The organism is Actinoallomurus spadix (genome assembly GCF_024055725.1).
Lineage (GTDB): Bacteria > Actinomycetota > Actinomycetes > Streptosporangiales > Streptosporangiaceae > Actinoallomurus > Actinoallomurus spadix.
This window is the reverse complement of the sequence record NZ_JAMXMX010000005.1, coordinates 153,396-169,017: the sequence shown is the minus strand read 5'-3', so window position 1 is coordinate 169,017 and position 15,622 is coordinate 153,396. Positions and strand designations below refer to the sequence as shown.

Genomic DNA, 15,622 nt, shown 5'->3' with positions numbered 1-15,622 from the left:
ACGGTGGGATCGCGCGTCGGTCAGTCATGAAGACCAACACCCCACGACGGGCGAGCACGGTTCTCGCCGGGCTGTCGATCCTCGGCGCCGCCGTCGCCTGCGGAGGTGCGCCGAAGCCGCGCGCTCACACGACGCCCACACCGGCGGCCGAGGACATTACGGCGAAGCCGGGCGCGGAGATCCTCACCTTGGCGCGGAACGCGCTGGCCAACGCGAGCTCCGTCCACCTCAAGGGCAGGATGACGACGGACGACGGCGTGCTCACCATGAACCTGCAGATCGGGCAGGGCAAGAGCGCCGGAACCATGACCATGCCGGTCAAGAGGAAAAGGGTCGCCCTGCAGATCCGTTCGGTGCAGGGCAAGCTCTACCTCCGCAGTCCACAGCTGCTGCGCGCCATGGGAGGTGACCTCGTGGCCCGCGCGGTGGGCGACCGCTGGTTCTCCAAGCAGATCAAGGAGTTCGAACCGTTCACCGACCTGACGAAATTCAGCGCCTTCGCGACGGCGGACGGCGAGGTCACCAAGGGCGGTACCGAGGTCGTCAACGGGCATCCGGCGCTCCTCCTCAAAGAGGACGGTGATCGCATGTTCGTGGCGACGACCGGAAAGCCGTACCCCCTCCAGGTCTCCAAGGCCACCGGTGACGATCATCTGGACTTCCTGGATTACGGGGTGCCCTTCACCGTGGAGGTGCCGGCGAACGCGGTGGACGCCGATCACGGCGTTTCCGCATAGCAAAAAACAATTGCGGGAGGAAGGCCGTGATCCGGGACACTGTCCCGTGTGCTGCTGACGATCACGACGACCGTTCGCCCGGCGACCGACCTCGGATACCTGCTGGTCAAGCATCCTGACCGGGTGCAGACGTTCGCGCAGTCATTCGGGACCGCGCACGTCTTCTACCCCGACGCGTCACCCGGCCGGTGCACCGCGGCGCTGCTGCTCGACGTCGACCCGATCAAGCTGGCGAAGGCGCGCAAGACGCCGGACCTGTCCCTCGGGCAGTACGTCAACGACCGGCCGTACGCCGCGTCGTCCCTGCTGGCGTCGGCGATGGCGAGCGTCTTCCGCACCGCGATGCGCGGCGCGAGCCGGGACCGGGCCGAGCTGGCGGCCACGCCGATCCCGCTGGAGATCACGCTGCCCGCGCTGCCGTGCCGGGGCGGTCCCGAGGCGGCCCGGCGGCTGTTCGAGCCGCTGGGCTGGCGGGTGACGGCCCGGCCGGTGCCGCTCGACCCGGAGTTCCCCCAGTGGGGCGACTCGCGGTACGTCACGCTCACGATCGAAGGCGAACTGAAACTGTCGGACGCCCTGAACCAGGTGTACGTCCTGCTGCCCGTCCTCGACGACTCGAAGCACTACTGGATCGCGCCGGACGAGGTCGACAAGCTCATCCGGGCGGGCGAGGGCTGGCTGGCGGCCCATCCGGAGCGCGGCCGGATCACCCGCCGGTACCTCGCGAACCGGCGCGGCCTGGTCCGTACGGCGCTGGCCCGGCTCGCTGAGGCCGACGACCGCCCCGACGACGCGCTCGACCGCGACCCGATCGACGAGGAACCCGTCGCGTCCGACCCGACGGCCGCGGAGCCGGGCGACGCGGAGGCCGGCACCGAGGCGGCGGCCCCGCCGGTGCCGCTGGCCGAGCGCCGGATCCAGACGGTGCTCGACGTGCTGCGGGCCGAGGAGGCGCGGCGGGTCATCGACCTCGGCTGCGGCTCCGGGAGGCTGCTGTCCCGGCTGCTGCAGGACCCGTACTTCCGCTTCGTCGCGGGCGCCGACGTCTCGCCGCGGGCCATGATGATCGCCCAGCGCCGGCTCAGGGCCGACCGGCTCCCGCAGGCCCAGGAGGAGCGCCTGAGCCTGTTCACGGCCGCGCTGACGTACGCCGACGACCGGTTCCACGGGTACGACGCGGCGGTCCTGATGGAGGTCATCGAGCACGTGGACGTGCCGCGGCTGCCCGCCGTCGAGCGCGTCGTCTTCGGCGACGCCCGGCCCCGCGTCGTGGTCGTCACCACGCCGAACGCCGAGCACAACGTCCGCTACGAGGGCCTCACCGGGTTCCGGCACCCGGACCACCGGTTCGAGTGGACCCGTGCGGAGTTCCACGCGTGGGCGGGGCGGGTCGCCGGAGCGTACGGCTACCAGGTCCGGTACGTCCCGGTCGGTGACGACGACACCGAGGTCGGCCCGCCGACCCAGATGGGAGTGTTCACGCGATGACGGAGCTGGAGAGTCCGGACGTCAAGGTTCCGGAGCTGCGGATCCCGGAGATGGCGCTGGTCGTGCTGGTCGGCGTGTCGGGCTCCGGCAAGTCGTACTTCGCCCGCCGGCACTTCGCGCCGACGCAGGTGGTCTCCTCGGACCACTGCCGGGGCGTCGTGTCGGACGACGAGAACGACCAGTCGGCCACCGCCGACGCGTTCGACCTGCTGCACTACATCGTGCGCAAGCGCCTGCGGCGCGGCCTGCTCACGGTCGTCGACGCCACCAACGTGCAACCGCGTTCGCGAGAGCAGTTCGTGCGGATCGCGAAGGAGCACGACGTGCTCGCCGTCGCGATCGTGCTCGACGTGCCCGAGTCCGTCGCGATGGAGCGCAACGCCGCCCGGACCGACCGCGACCTGCCCGGCCACGTCGTGCCCCGGCAGCGCCGCGAACTGCGGCGCGGGCTGCGCGGCCTGCACCGGGAGTTCAAGCGCGCGTACGTGCTGCGCGACGAGGAGATCGACCGGGCCGTCATCACCTACGAGAGGCCATGGTCCGACCGGCGGCACCTCACCGGCCCGTTCGACCTGATCGGCGACGTGCACGGCTGCCGCGCCGAGCTGGAGGACCTGCTCACCGAACTCGGCTACGCGATCGAGCGCGACCCGCTCGGCCGTCCGGTGGGCGCCGCGCACCCCGGGGGCCGGACCGCCGTCTTCCTGGGCGACCTGGTGGACCGGGGGCCGGACACCCCCGGCGTGCTCCGCCTCGTCATGGGCATGGTCGCCGCCGGGGCCGCGCTGTGCGTCCCCGGCAACCACGAGAACAAGCTCGTGCGCGCCCTCAAGGGCCGCAGGGTCACGGTCGGCCACGGGCTCGCCGAGTCCCTCGAACAGCTCGGGAACGAGCCGGAGGAGTTCCGTGAAGCGGCCCTGGCCTTCATGGACGGTCTCGTCAGCCACCTGGTCCTCGACGCGGGGCGCCTCGTCGTGGCGCACGCGGGCCTGAAGGAGGCCTACCACGGGCGGGCGTCGGGCCGCGTACGGTCCTTCGCCTTGTACGGCGAGACGACCGGCGAGACGGATGAGTACGGGCTGCCCGTCCGGTACCCGTGGGCGAACGACTACCGGGGCGACGCCGTGGTCGTGTACGGCCACACCCCGGTGCCCGAGCCGGAGTGGGTCAACAACACCCTGTGCGTCGACACCGGCTGCGTCTTCGGCGGCCGGCTGACCGCGCTGCGCTACCCGGAGAAGAGCCTCGTCTCGGTCCCGGCGCACGAGGTCTGGTACGAGCCGGTCCGCCCGCTGGCCGCGGAGGCCGCGGCGGCGCCCGGCTCGCACCGGGAGTCCGGGGTGCTGCGCGTCACGGACGTGCGGGAGGCGGTCGAGACGCGCCTGATGGGCCGGGTCAACGTCCGCGACGAGAACGTCTGGCCGGCCCTGGAGGTCATGAGCCGGTTCGGCGTCGACCCGCGCTGGCTGGTGTACCTGCCGCCGACGATGGCCCCCGCGCCCACGTCCGCCCTGGACGGGTACCTGGAGCACCCGGCCGAGGCGTTCGCGGCGTACCGGCGGCAGGGCGTCGCCCGGGTCGTGTGCGAGGAGAAGCACATGGGCTCGCGCGCCGTCGTGGTCGTCGCCCGCGACGAGCGGGTCGCCGCCGACCGCTTCGGGGCCGACGACGGCACGACCGGGGCCGTGTACACGCGGACGGGCCGGGCGTTCTTCCCGGACCCGGCGACGACCGAGGAGTTCCTGGCCCGGGTACGCGCGGCCGCCGGCGGCCTGTTCACCGACCTCGAGACCGGGTGGCTCGTCCTGGACTGCGAGCTGATGCCCTGGTCGGCCAAGGCCGTCGAGCTGCTGCGCACCCAGTACGCCGCGACCGGCGCGGCGGCCCGCGCCGCCCTGCCGATGGCCGCCGGCGTCCTCGACCGCGCCGCCGCGCGCGGCCTCGGCGTCGCGGCGCTGCGGGACCGCGTCGTGCGCCGTTCGGCCAACGCGGAGCTGTTCCGCGACGCCTACGCGCGGTACTGCTGGCCGACGGAGGGGCTGAAGGGACTGCGCCTGGCCCCGTTCCAGGTGCTGGCCGGTGAGGGCCGCTCGTACGCCGAGCGGGACCACCTGTGGCACCTGGAGGTCGCCGGCCGGCTGGCCGCCGCCGACGAGGAGCTCTTCGCGCCGACCCGGTCGCACGTCCTCGACCTGAACGGCGACGAGTCCGCCGCCGTCGCCTGGTGGACGGAGCTGACCGCGGCCGGCGGCGAGGGCATGGTCGTCAAGCCGCTGCCGCCCGACGGCGGCGGCGCGGGCCCGGCGCCCGCCGGGCCGGACGGGGAACGCCGCCTCGTACAGCCCGGCCTGAAGTGCCGGGGCCGGGAGTACCTGCGGATCATCTACGGGCCGGACTACACCGAGCCGGAGCACCTGGAACGGCTGCGGCAGCGGTCGCTGGGCCGCAAGCGGTCCCTCGCCATGCGGGAGTACGCCCTCGGCCTGGAGGCCCTCGACCGGCTGGCGGCCGGTGAGCCGCTGTGGCGGGTGCACCAGGCGGTGTTCGGCGTGCTCGCGCTGGAGTCCGAGCCGGTCGACCCCCGGCTCTGAGGTACGGGCGCCGCGCGGAGGACGCGTCCGCGACCTTCCGCGCGGCGGCCCCGGGCCGTACGTTCGGTGGTGGCCGCTCCCATCCGGAACGAAAGGTCGATCGAATGGCACCTGCCGACGTCCCCCTGCTCGATGGCCCCGTCGAGATCCGCGGTGCGCTGGACCTGGAGCGCACCGCGGTGGGGCTCCGGCCCCGGCGGCTGCCGGCCTGGACGAGGCCGCAGATCCCGAGCCCGTTCTGCGAGCTGGTGGTGGCCATGCCGTCCGGCGTCCGGATGGTGTTCGCCACCGAGGCGACGGGGCTGGAGCTCGACGTGCTGACCACCAAGACGCTGGCCTTCACCGGCGAGCCGAACCCCGGCGGAGCGTTCGAGCTGGTGGTGGACGGCCTGCCGGCCGGGCGCGTCGCCACGCCCGACGGCAACGTGCTCGCCCTGGATCCCTCCGGGGTCAAGCCCCCGGACGTCACGCCGGGCGATCCCGCCACCGTGCGCTTCGGGCCGCTGCCCCCGGGGCGCAAGCAGATCGAGATCTGGCTCCCGCAGAGCGCTCAGGTCGAGCTGATCGCCCTGCGCGCGGACGGGCCGGTGCATGCGCCGGAGGCCGATCTCCGGCCGCGCTGGGTGCATCACGGCAGTTCGATCAGCCACTGCATGGAGGCCGACGATCCCCTCGGCACCTGGCCGGTCGTCGCCGCGCGGGCCGCCGACGTGAACGTCACCAACCTCGGGCTGGCCGGCAACGCCATGCTCGATCCGTTCACCGCCCGGACGATCCGCGACCTGCCCGCCGACCTGATCAGCCTCAAGCTCGGCATCAACGTCGTCAACGGCGACACCATGCGGCTGCGGGCCTTCGAACCCGCCGTCCACGGCTTCCTCGACACCGTGCGCGAGGGCCATCCGGACACGCCGCTGCTGGTCATCTCGCCGATCCTGTGCCCGATGGTGGAGGACCTGCCCGGCCCGACCTTCCCCGACATCGAGGACGGGACCGTGCGCTTCCGCACGGCGGGCGACCCTGCACGGCTCGCCGAGGGCGCCCTGAGCCTCTCGGTGATCCGGGAGGTCCTGCACCGGATCGTGGGCGAGCGCTCGGCCACGGACCCGAACCTGCACTACCTGGACGGGCGCGCGCTGTTCGGCGAGGCGGACGCCGCCGACCTGCCCGACGCGCTGCACCCGAACGCCGCGGGGTACCGCCGGATGGGGGAGCGCTTCGCCGCGTACGCCTTCGCCGAGGGCGGCCCGTTCGCCCGCTGACCCGTCACCGCCCGCTGCCGCGCGACCGGCCGGCAGTGGGCGGCCGCCCACCGCCGGGTGGCCGTCGAGCGGTTGACGTGCGACCGGCCGCCGGTGTCCGTGCGGACACCGGCGGCCGGTGTGGTGCGGCCGCGATGACGGGCCGGTGCGGGCTCAGTCCGCGGACACCTCGCGGCCGTCCTCGGACCAGAGCGTGTGGAACACGCCCTCCCGGTCGGTGCGGCGGTAGGTGTGCGCGCCGAAGAAGTCCCGCAGGCCCTGGATGAGCGAGGCGGGGCCGCGCTCCCTGCGGAAACCGTCGTAGTACGCCAGCGCCGAGGAGAACGCGGGCGTGGGCACGCCCAGCTCCACGGCCGTGCGCACGACCTTGCGCCAGGCGTCCTGGGCGCCCGCGACGGCGTCGCGGAAGTAGTCGTCGAGGAGCAGGTTGGACAGCTCCGGGTCGCGGTCGTAGGCGTCCTTGATCCGGTCGAGGAACCGGGCGCGGATGATGCAGCCGCCGCGCCAGATCGTCGCGAGGGTGCCCGGCTCGACGTCCCAGCCGTACTCGTCGGACGCGGCGCGGATCTGCTCGAAGCCCTGCGCGTAGGCCACGACCTTCGACGCGTAGAGCGCGTCGCGCACCGCGTCGACGAAGTCGCCCTCCACCTGCCCGGCGGACGGGCCCGGCAGGATCTTCGACGCCTTGGTCCGCTCGTCCTTGCGCGCGGACAGGGCCCGTGCGAACACCGCCTCGGTGATCGCGGTGACCGGGACGCCGAGCTCCAGTGCCGACTGGGACGTCCAGCGGCCGGTGCCCTTCTGCTCGGCCTCGTCGAGGATCACGTCGACGAGCGGTCCGCCGGTGGTCTCGTCGGTGTGCGCGAGCACCTTGGCCGTGATCTCGATGAGGAACGATTCCAGGTCGCCCTCGTTCCACTGCTCGAAGACCCGGGCGATCTCCGGGGCGCTCAGCCCGGCGGCGTGCGTGAGCAGGTCGTACGCCTCGGCGATGAGCTGCATGTCGGCGTACTCGATGCCGTTGTGCGCCATCTTCACGTAGTGGCCCGCGCCGTCCGGGCCGATGTAGGCGCAGCACGGCGTGCCGTCCACCTGCGCGGCGATGGCGGTGAGGATCGGCTCGACGGGGGCGTACGCCTCCCGCGGGCCGCCCGGCATGATGCTCGGCCCGAGCAGCGCCCCCTCCTCGCCGCCGGAGATTCCGGCGCCGACGAAGTGGAGGTCGTGCTCGGCGAGCTCGGCGACGCGCCGCCGGGTGTCCGCGTAGTGCGAGTTGCCGCCGTCGATGATGATGTCGCCCGCGTCGAGCAGCGGGATGAGATCCTTGATCACGGCGTCGACGGGTGCGCCCGCCTTGACCATGATGATGATCCGGCGAGGCCGGTCCAGCGCGGCGACGAACTCCTCCAGGGAGTAGGCGGGCGTGAAGTCGCCCTCGTCGCCGTGGTGCTCGATGAGCTGCTTGGTGCGGCTCTCGGTCCGATTGTGCACGGCCACCGGGAACCCGTGCCGCGCGATGTTGCGCGCGAGGTTCTGGCCCATGACGGCGAGCCCGGTGACACCGATCTGGCTACCCATGATGCCGACACTAACCGTCGCGCCCCGGCGGCCCTGCGCCCGGCTCCCATTCCAGGACCTGCCTGGGAAAACAGTTTCCCCCTTGTAGGGCGGGCGATCCGTGGTTCGGGCCCCGGCCGGCGGCCGGAACGCCCCCGCCCGGGGCGTTGCGCCGCGTGATGGACCGGCCGCCGAGTGTCAGGTGACGAGAAGATTTCGATGTCGTAACCGTCGGATTTCTCCGGCTTCCTCCCCCTATACGAACTCAGTGCGGCGGAATACGTTGTGCGCCCAAACAAACCGTTCCTGGGGACCCCCGAAGAAGGTGTCGACGTGATCTTCAAGCGCACGGCCTGTATCGCCGCTTTCGCGGCCATGGCGACCGCCGGCCTCGTCGGCTGCGGCGGCAGCGACGACAAGAACGACTCGAAGGGTGGCGGCTCGGCCAAGGCGAAGGCCAAGGTCGGCGTCATCCTGCCGGACACGAAGTCTTCCGTCCGTTGGGAGAACTTCGACCTGCCGGTGCTCAAGAAGGCGTTCGAGGCTGCCGGAATTCCCGCCGACATCCAGAACGCCGAGGGCGACAAGCAGCGGATGCAGACCATCGCCGACCAGATGATCACCAGCGGCGTGACCATGCTGGCGATCGTCAACCTCGACTCGAACTCCGGCGCCGCGATCGAGCAGAAGGCCAAGGCTCAGGGCGTCCAGACGATCGACTACGACCGGCTGACCCTCGGTGGGTCCGCCGACTACTACGTGTCGTTCGACGGCGTCCAGGTCGGCCGCGTCCAGGGCCAGGGCCTGCAGAAGTGCCTCGGTGACAAGAAGGCGAACATCGTCTACCTGGACGGCTCGCCCACGGACAACAACGCCACCCTGTTCAAGCAGGGCGCGCACGAGGTCCTGGACAAGGTGTCCAACTACACCAAGGTCGCCGAGCAGGCCGTGCCCGACTGGGACAACCAGCAGGCCGCCACGATCTTCGAGCAGATGTTCACGCAGCAGAAGGGCAAGATCGACGGCGTGCTCGCCGCCAACGACGGCCTCGGCAACGCCGCGATCTCCATCCTGCAGAAGAGCCACGCCGGCAACGTCCCGGTGACCGGTCAGGACGCGACCGTCCAGGGTCTGCAGAACATCCTCGACGGCACCCAGTGCATGACGGTCTACAAGCCGAACAAGCTGGAGGCCGACAGCCTCGTCTCGGTCGTCACCGCGCTGGCCAAGGGTGAGAAGCCCAAGACCAACGCCACCTCGAACGACCCGCAGGGCCACCGCCAGGTGCAGTCGATCCTGCTCAACCCGGTGCTGATCACGAAGGACAACGTCAAGCAGGTCGTCACCGACGGTGGCAGCGGCATCACCGCCGCCGACCTGTGCAAGGGCGCCTACGCCGCCAAGTGCAAGGCCGCCGGAATTCAGTAAGGAACGAGGGGCGCCCGGGTCACCGGGCGCCCCATCGCGCCTTTGTAGGGAGTACGCACGTTGTCTGACAACGGAACGCCGACCCTCGAACTGTCGGGGGTCAACAAGAGCTTCGGAGCCATCCATGTGCTCCACGACATCGACCTCGCGGTCTACCCGGGACAGGTGACCGCGCTCGTCGGCGACAACGGCGCCGGCAAGTCCACGCTGATCAAGTGCATCGCCGGCATCCACCCGATCGACTCGGGGGAGATCAGGTTCAACGGCAAGCCGGTGAACATCCACGGCCCCCGGGACGCCGCCGACCTCGGCATCGAGATCGTCTACCAGGACCTCGCCCTGGCCGACAACCTCGACATCGCCCAGAACATGTTCCTCGGCCGGGAGCGCAAGAAGGGCGTCGTCCTGGACGAGGCCAGCATGGAGCAGGCCGCCCGCGAGACGCTGGCCAAGCTCTCGGTGCGCACCGTCAAGTCGGTCCGCCAGCAGGTGGCGAGCCTGTCCGGCGGCCAGCGGCAGACCGTCGCGATCGCCAAGGCCGTGCTGTGGGAGTCCAAGGTCGTCATCCTGGACGAGCCGACCGCCGCCCTCGGCGTCGCGCAGACCCGGCAGGTCCTCGACCTCGTGCACCGTCTCGCGGAGACCGGCCACGGCGTCGTGCTGATCTCGCACAACATGAACGACGTCTTCGAGGTGGCGGACCGGATCACCTGCCTCTACCTCGGCCGTGTCGCCGCCGACGTCAAACGGTCCGACGTCACCCACAGCCAGGTGGTCGAGCTGATCACCACCGGCCGCTCGGGTGACCTGGGCCTCGCCCCCTCGACCGCGGCAGAAAGCATCTGAGGTTCCACATGTCCACCGAAACCCCCGAGCCGAACGTGGTCGACTCGGTCCCCGAGAAGCCGGCGGCGACGGCCACCCTGGCGGACTCGGACTTCTCCGCCGACACCCGTCAGCAGACGGTGTCCTCGGCGCTCAGCGGCTACGTCGTCAAACTGCGGTCCGGCGACCTCGGCGCGCTGCCCGCGGTGTTCGGGCTGATCGTCCTGATCGTCCTGTTCTACGGCCTGCGCCCGGAGACCTTCCTCAGCAAGGGCAACATCGCGAACCTGCTCGTGCAGGCGATGCCCGTCACGATCCTCGCGATGGGCCTGGTGTTCGTCCTTCTCCTCGGCGAGATCGACCTGTCGGCGGGCGTCGCGAGCGGTGCGTGCGCCGCGGTGATGGGCAAGCTCCTGGTCGACGGCGGCCAGCCCTGGTTCGTCGCGGTGCTCGCCGCGGCCGTGACGGGCCTGGTCATCGGCGCCGCCATCGGCGTGCTGGTCGCGATCGTGCGAATCCCATCGTTCGTCGTGACACTGGCCTTGTTCCTCGGACTGCAGGGCATCGCGCTGAAGCTGATCGGCGAGGGTGGGACCGTTCCCGTCCACGACAAGGTCGTCTACGCGCTGGCCAACAAGTACATGCCGGTCTGGCTGGGCTGGACGATGGCGGTCGTCGGCGTCGTCCTGTTCGCGGCCATCAAGCTGCTGCGCTGGCAGCGGCAGAACGCCAAGAACCTGTCCAACGCGCCCCTGCCGCTCGTCGTCGTCCAGGTCGTTCTGGTCGCGATCGCGCTGCTGGGCGGGGCGTACATCCTCAACCTGAACCGGGCGCGCACCCCGCTGGCGCCGTTCTTCGGCGGCATCCCGTGGGGCGTTCCCCTCGTCGCGGTCCTCCTCCTCATCTGCACGTTCGTGCTGGGCCGGACCGCCTACGGCCGCCACGTGTACGCGGTCGGCGGCAACGCCGAGGCGGCGCGCCGCGCCGGTATCAACGTCAACCGCATCCGGATGTCCGTGTTCATGATCGGTTCGCTGCTCGCCGCGGTCAGCGGCATCGTGGCGGCCTCCCGGCTGAACTCGGTCACCCCGGACGCCGGTGCCGGCAACACGCTGCTGTACGCGGTCGGCGCCGCCGTCATCGGCGGCACCAGCCTGTTCGGCGGCCGAGGCAAGGCACGGGACGCGATCCTCGGTGGTCTGGTCATCGCCATCATCGACAACGGGCTCGGCCTGCTGGGTGCGAAGGCGTACGCCAACTACCTGATCACGGGTGGGTTCCTGCTGCTCGCCGCGAGCATCGACGCTTTGGCCCGGCGCCGGCGCTCCGCGACCGGCCGCTGAGAGCCGTGGCCGGCCCGGTGACCCGTCGGCGCGTCCGCGGATCGACCCAGGACGACGTACGCCGTCACAACCTGGGCGCGATCCTGACGGAGGTGCACCGGCACGGATGCCGGTCCCGGGCCGAGCTGACCGCGGAGATGGGGCTCAACCGGAGCACCATCGGCGACCTGGTCAGCGAGCTGGTCGACGCGGGTCTCGTCCTCGAGCGCTCCGCGAGCGCTCGAGGACGGGCCGGCCGTCCCTCGCTGGAGGTCGTGCCCCGGCCCGAGGCCGCCTACGTCCTCGCCATCGACCTCGGCGTCCGGCACATGGTGGTGGCGCGGGTCGGGCTCGGCGGGCAGGTGCTCGACCGGGTCGAGGCCGACCCCGGGCGGGACTGGAGCGACCTCGACACGACGGTCGACGCGATCGTCGAGACCTCCGGCCTCCTCCGCGAGGGAGCGCCGGACGGTGGCCGCTGCTTCGGGGTCGGCCTGTCCGTGCCCGGCGTCGTCCGGCTGAACGACGGACTGCTGCGCTTCGCCCCGAACCTCGGCTGGATCGACCAGCCCCTCGGGGCCCGGCTGGGGGAGCGGCTCGACCTGCCGGCCTTCCTCGCCAACGACGCCGACCTCGGCGCGCTCGCCGAGCACTGGCGCGGCGCCGCCGTCGGCTACGAGCACGTCGTCGTGATCTCCGGGGAGATCGGCCTGGGCGGCGGCATCCTCATCGGCGGGCGTCCGCTGCGGGGCCGCGGCGGATACGCGGGGGAGATCGGGCACCTGCGCGTCAACCCGAATGGACGGCTGTGCCGGTGCGGCTCGGTCGGCTGCCTGGAGACCGAGACCGGCGTGGAGTCCCTCCTGATCGCCGCGGGCCGGCCGGCCGACGGCGGACTGGAGGTCTACCGCGCGGTGCTGGCCGAGGTGGCCGCCGGAGAGCCCAAGGCCATGGCGGCCGCCGCGCGGGTGGCCCGCTGGCTCGGGATCGGCGTCGGCATGCTGGTCAACACCTTCAACCCGGACATCGTCGTGCTCGGCGGGCCGCTCGGGGAACTGTTCGTCCTCACCGAGGACGTCGTACGGGAGAGCGTCGCCCGGTCGACCCTCGTGGCGCCGCGCGAGCAGGTACGGATGGCGGCCTCCGGGCTGGGCTCGGACGCCCAGCTGATCGGCGCCGCCGAGCTGGCCTTCGCGCCGCTCCTGGAGGACCCCATCGGGGTCCTCACCAGCCTCGCCGCCTGACTCCTGCTCGGCATCGGCTCGTCGTGCAGGCTCTCGACGTACCACGAGTACGTCGACGGCCGTATGACGGTATTCATTCGCTTTTGGTCTGGAGATCCCGGCCTTCCGGCCGGGAAAGCGGCCGTTTCCTCCTTCGCTTGTCGGTAGTTGCGGTTAAGGTGCGGGAATGCGGTTCCGGCTTGTGCCCACGCCCGCCCAGGAGCAGGCGTTGCTGGACCACTGTTCGCATGCCCGGTTTGTGTGGAATCTGGCAATCGAGCAGCATCAGCATTGGCGGCCGGGCCGCAAGAACGCGCCGGGTTATGCGGAGCAGTCTCGCCAGCTGACCGAGGCGAGGCGAGAGTTCGCATGGTTGGCGGCGGGGTTGCAGACGGTGCAGCAGCAGGCGTTGCGGGACTTCGCCCACGCCATGAGTAACTTCTTCGCCGGGACGCATCGGCGGCCGACGTGGCGTAAGGCGGGTGTACATGAGGGATTTCGCATCGTCGGGCAGCGCGGCAAGCACTGGGATGTGCGCCGTCTGTCCCGCAAGGCCGGTGAGGTGTCGATTCCGAAGGTGGGCTGGGTGCGGTTCCGCTGGTCCCGTCCAATCCCTGAGGAGGCTAGATCGTTTCGGGTGAGGCAGGATCGGGCGGGGCGCTGGCACGTTGCATTCGCGGTGATCCCGCCACCCGTCGACAAGCCAGGGGCGGGACTAGTCGTCGGTATCGATCGTGGCGTGACCGTCTCGGCCGCCTTGTCCACCGGTGAGCGGCTGTCCGTGCCTGGTCTGCGCGTGAGCGAGTCCGACCGCATGCGGCGGCTGCAGCGCAAGTTGGCGCGCGCGAAGCCTGGGTCAAATCGGCGGGCACAGGTCAAGATGGCGATCGGCCGGTTGAAGGCGCGTGAGACCGATCGGCGTAAGGACTGGGTTGAGCAGACTTCCACTGATCTGGCCCGCCGGTTCGATCTCATCGGGGTCGAGGACCTGAGAATTAAGAACATGGTGCGGTCCGCGCGTGGCACCATCGATGTCCCAGGCACTAACGTGCTGGCCAAAACGGGACTCAACCGCTCCATTCACGCGGCCGGCTGGGGCTTGCTGGCCACCCGCTTGGAGCAGAAGGCGCCGGGCCGGGTGGAGAAGATCGACCCCGCGTACACGTCTCAGATCTGTCATGCCTGTGGGCACTGCGCTGCGGGGAACCGTGAGAGCCAAGCGGTTTTTCGTTGTCGCGCCTGCGGGCATGTCGATCATGCGGATGTGAACGCGGCAAAGAACATCAGAGACATCGCGGCAGGACATGCCGTGACAGCGCGGGGAGCCCTCCAGCCACTGGGCGGGGCCGTGAGCCGCGAACCTCAACCTGTTCTCACCTCTGGGTGAGAACAGGTTGGAATCCTCCGCCTCCGGGCGGGAGAGGATGTCAACAACTGGCCGGCGGCGTTCAACCGCGGCAAGTGCCTGCGCCAGGTCATCACCAGGTAGCCCAGCAAGTGGACGAAGGTCCCGGCGCCGCTCACCCTGGTCGGTGACGCCTCCCGGACCGACTACGAGACGAGCACGGACGTCCTGCTCGAGCAGTCCGGCTCCGCCGAACTGCTTGGCCGGATCATCGGCCAGCACGACCCGCCCTCGGCACCGGCACCTGGCACCGCCTGGCGCTGCGCTTCCAGGGCACGGCGGTCGGCGCGCTGATCGACGGTAAGGAGGTCGCCGCCGTCACGGATGCGACCTACGACCACGGTCAGTCGGGCGTGGCGCTGGACTCGTACATCAACGCGCAGTTCGACCGGTTCGCCGTCACCGCTCCGTGACGGCGCGGGTGGCGGGGCCTCCTCACGGAGGACCCCGCCACCCGTCCTCCGGCTCGCCCTCGCGGCGCGGTCACCTGCTCAGGCGGTGCCGGCGGCGCCCGTGCCGGATCCAGGTGAACGCCATCGCGCACCAGATGAAGGCGAGCATCGGGACGAGGAACCAGCCGCGGGTCAGGGCCACGACCGCGAGGAACGCGACGAGGAACACGCCGGCGCGCGGCGCGAACCGCGGGTGTCCCCGGTAGGCCATCCGCCCCGCCGCCGGATGCCCGGCCCACGGCGGCCCGCCCCGATACTGCTCGGCCCCGAGCGGCCCGCCCCACGGGAGACCGTCCCAGTGCGGGCCGTCCCACCGCCGGCGGGACCGGGGCGCCCGGCCCGCCTCGGCCACGGGCGCGACCGGGTCCGGGCTCGCGGGCAGGTCCCGGGTGACCTGCCGCAGGTCGCCGACGGTCTTGGCGGCGAGCGCCGCCGACAGCCGCTCGTCCAGTTCCTCCCGGTCCAACCGGCCCTGCGCGAAGTGCTCGTGCAGGGCCGACGCCACGGCGTCCCGCTCCGCGTCCCCGATCCGCAGCTCACCGTTCATCGGCTCACCTACCTTCGTCCTCGCTCCGGCGCCGGGTCACTCGTCCTCGGCGAGCAGGTGATAGAGGCGGCGACGGGTCTCCGCCAGGATCTCCTTGGCCTGGGCGACCTGGGCCTCCGAGCCCGTCCGGACGATCTGCATCACGGCCCCGCCGGCGCCGGCCGCCGTCTTGAACAGCTCCCGTACGTCGTCGCGGACGTCCGAGGTCATCGCCTCCCAGGGCGCGGTGACCTCCTCCGGGTGCTCCTCGACGTACGCGCGGCCGGCCTCGCTGAGGCGGAACGTCTTCCGGCCCTCGCCCTCATCGCCCTCGATCAGCCCCTCGTCGGTGAGCTGCTGCAGGGCCGGGTAGACGGCGCCGGGGCTCGGCCGCCACTCGCCGTGGCTCCGCTCCGCGATCGTCTGGATGAGCTGGTAGCCGTTGCGCGGCTCCTCGGCGAGCAGGGCCAGGATCGCGGCGCGGACGTCGCCGCGCCGGGCCTTCGTCCTGCCTTCGGCCCAGGGCGGCGGGCCGCCCCACGGGCCGAAGGGCGGACCCCAAGGGCCGCCTCGCCTGCCCGCGCCACGTCCGCCCCGGCCGCCACGGCGACCGCCGGCGGCCCAGGCCTGCCACGGAGAGTCGAATGTCGCGTTGTGCATGTTCGGTACTCCCTTCCGAGAACCATCTTTGAGCGTTCGCGATACTCGAACGATATATCGGAAACGCTCGGTGTCAAACGGAAGGGCCGATACCTTGATGTCGAGATATTCGTGATACCTTGATGTCGAGAGAAATTTCGGCGAAG

At 71.3% G+C, this 15,622-nt stretch carries 12 protein-coding genes and 1 pseudogene; 10 read left to right on the top strand and 3 right to left on the bottom strand.

The features are described from left to right. The first annotated feature begins 26 nt into the window (after window positions 1-26). The 4 genes from NE235_RS08610 (at window position 27) to NE235_RS08595 (ending at window position 6,078) form a co-directional block, all read left to right on the top strand. Window positions 27-737 (top strand): hypothetical protein, encoded by a 711-nt coding sequence (locus NE235_RS08610; protein ID WP_252800464.1) that lies wholly within the window; start codon window positions 27-29, stop codon window positions 735-737. Between the two features lie 48 nt (window positions 738-785). After that, window positions 786-2,225, top strand: coding sequence for a 3' terminal RNA ribose 2'-O-methyltransferase Hen1 (locus NE235_RS08605; RefSeq protein ID WP_252800462.1), 1,440 nt, complete (start codon window positions 786-788; stop codon window positions 2,223-2,225). Continuing rightward, complete coding sequence (locus NE235_RS08600; RefSeq protein WP_252800461.1) at window positions 2,222-4,816, top strand: polynucleotide kinase-phosphatase; 2,595 nt, start codon at window positions 2,222-2,224, stop codon at window positions 4,814-4,816. The genes NE235_RS08605 and NE235_RS08600 overlap by 4 nt, the downstream gene beginning before the upstream one ends. A gap of 104 nt (window positions 4,817-4,920) precedes the next feature. Beyond that, window positions 4,921-6,078, top strand: a complete 1,158-nt coding sequence (locus NE235_RS08595) for a GDSL-type esterase/lipase family protein (RefSeq protein ID WP_252800459.1) — start codon at window positions 4,921-4,923, stop codon at window positions 6,076-6,078. A 153-nt stretch (window positions 6,079-6,231) separates the two neighbouring features. On the opposite strand, the gene gndA is transcribed toward NE235_RS08595, so the two are convergent. Continuing rightward, complete coding sequence (gndA, locus tag NE235_RS08590) at window positions 6,232-7,656, bottom strand: NADP-dependent phosphogluconate dehydrogenase (protein ID WP_289848351.1); 1,425 nt, start codon at window positions 7,654-7,656, stop codon at window positions 6,232-6,234. Window positions 7,657-7,968: 312 nt separating this feature from the next. On the opposite strand from gndA, the gene NE235_RS08585 reads away from it, so the two are divergent. The 6 genes and pseudogenes from NE235_RS08585 to NE235_RS38630 all read left to right on the top strand — a co-directional run. After that, window positions 7,969-9,063, top strand: a complete 1,095-nt coding sequence (locus NE235_RS08585; protein ID WP_252800457.1) for a sugar ABC transporter substrate-binding protein — start codon at window positions 7,969-7,971, stop codon at window positions 9,061-9,063. Window positions 9,064-9,123: 60 nt separating this feature from the next. Next, complete coding sequence (locus NE235_RS08580; protein ID WP_252800455.1) at window positions 9,124-9,909, top strand: ATP-binding cassette domain-containing protein; 786 nt, start codon at window positions 9,124-9,126, stop codon at window positions 9,907-9,909. An 8-nt stretch (window positions 9,910-9,917) separates the two neighbouring features. After that, entirely contained in the window at window positions 9,918-11,231 is a 1,314-nt protein-coding gene (locus NE235_RS08575) for a sugar ABC transporter permease (protein ID WP_252800453.1), read from the top strand. A 5-nt stretch (window positions 11,232-11,236) separates the two neighbouring features. Then, the gene (locus NE235_RS08570) at window positions 11,237-12,454 is read left to right on the top strand and encodes an ROK family protein (protein WP_252800451.1); all 1,218 of its coding nucleotides are present in this window, start codon (window positions 11,237-11,239) and stop codon (window positions 12,452-12,454) included. Between the two features lie 166 nt (window positions 12,455-12,620). Then, complete coding sequence (locus tag NE235_RS08565; protein WP_252800449.1) at window positions 12,621-13,820, top strand: RNA-guided endonuclease InsQ/TnpB family protein; 1,200 nt, start codon at window positions 12,621-12,623, stop codon at window positions 13,818-13,820. A 266-nt stretch (window positions 13,821-14,086) separates the two neighbouring features. After that, a pseudogene (locus NE235_RS38630) lies at window positions 14,087-14,251 on the top strand (hypothetical protein); the annotation flags it as partial. Window positions 14,252-14,321: 70 nt separating this feature from the next. On the opposite strand, the gene NE235_RS08560 reads toward NE235_RS38630, so the two are convergent. Both NE235_RS08560 and NE235_RS08555 read right to left on the bottom strand, forming a co-directional pair. Continuing rightward, window positions 14,322-14,837 (bottom strand): DUF1707 SHOCT-like domain-containing protein, encoded by a 516-nt coding sequence (locus NE235_RS08560; RefSeq protein ID WP_252800447.1) that lies wholly within the window; start codon window positions 14,835-14,837, stop codon window positions 14,322-14,324. A 36-nt stretch (window positions 14,838-14,873) separates the two neighbouring features. After that, complete coding sequence (locus NE235_RS08555; protein WP_252800445.1) at window positions 14,874-15,476, bottom strand: PadR family transcriptional regulator; 603 nt, start codon at window positions 15,474-15,476, stop codon at window positions 14,874-14,876. Between the last annotated feature and the right edge of the window lie 146 nt (window positions 15,477-15,622).

Bases quoted from the DNA above. Each gene is read 5' to 3' on its own strand.
- NE235_RS08600 (WP_252800461.1), top strand. From the start codon at position 2,222: ATGACGGAGCTGGAGAGTCCGGACGTCAAGGTTCCGGAGCTGCGGATC.
- NE235_RS08595 (WP_252800459.1), top strand. From the start codon at position 4,921: ATGGCACCTGCCGACGTCCCCCTGCTCGATGGCCCCGTCGAGATCCGC.
- NE235_RS08610 (WP_252800464.1), top strand. From the start codon at position 27: ATGAAGACCAACACCCCACGACGGGCGAGCACGGTTCTCGCCGGGCTG.
- NE235_RS08560 (WP_252800447.1), bottom strand. From the start codon at position 14,837: ATGAACGGTGAGCTGCGGATCGGGGACGCGGAGCGGGACGCCGTGGCG.
- NE235_RS08555 (WP_252800445.1), bottom strand. From the start codon at position 15,476: ATGCACAACGCGACATTCGACTCTCCGTGGCAGGCCTGGGCCGCCGGC.
- NE235_RS08565 (WP_252800449.1), top strand. From the start codon at position 12,621: ATGCGGTTCCGGCTTGTGCCCACGCCCGCCCAGGAGCAGGCGTTGCTG.
- gndA (WP_289848351.1), bottom strand. From the start codon at position 7,656: ATGGGTAGCCAGATCGGTGTCACCGGGCTCGCCGTCATGGGCCAGAAC.
- NE235_RS08575 (WP_252800453.1), top strand. From the start codon at position 9,918: ATGTCCACCGAAACCCCCGAGCCGAACGTGGTCGACTCGGTCCCCGAG.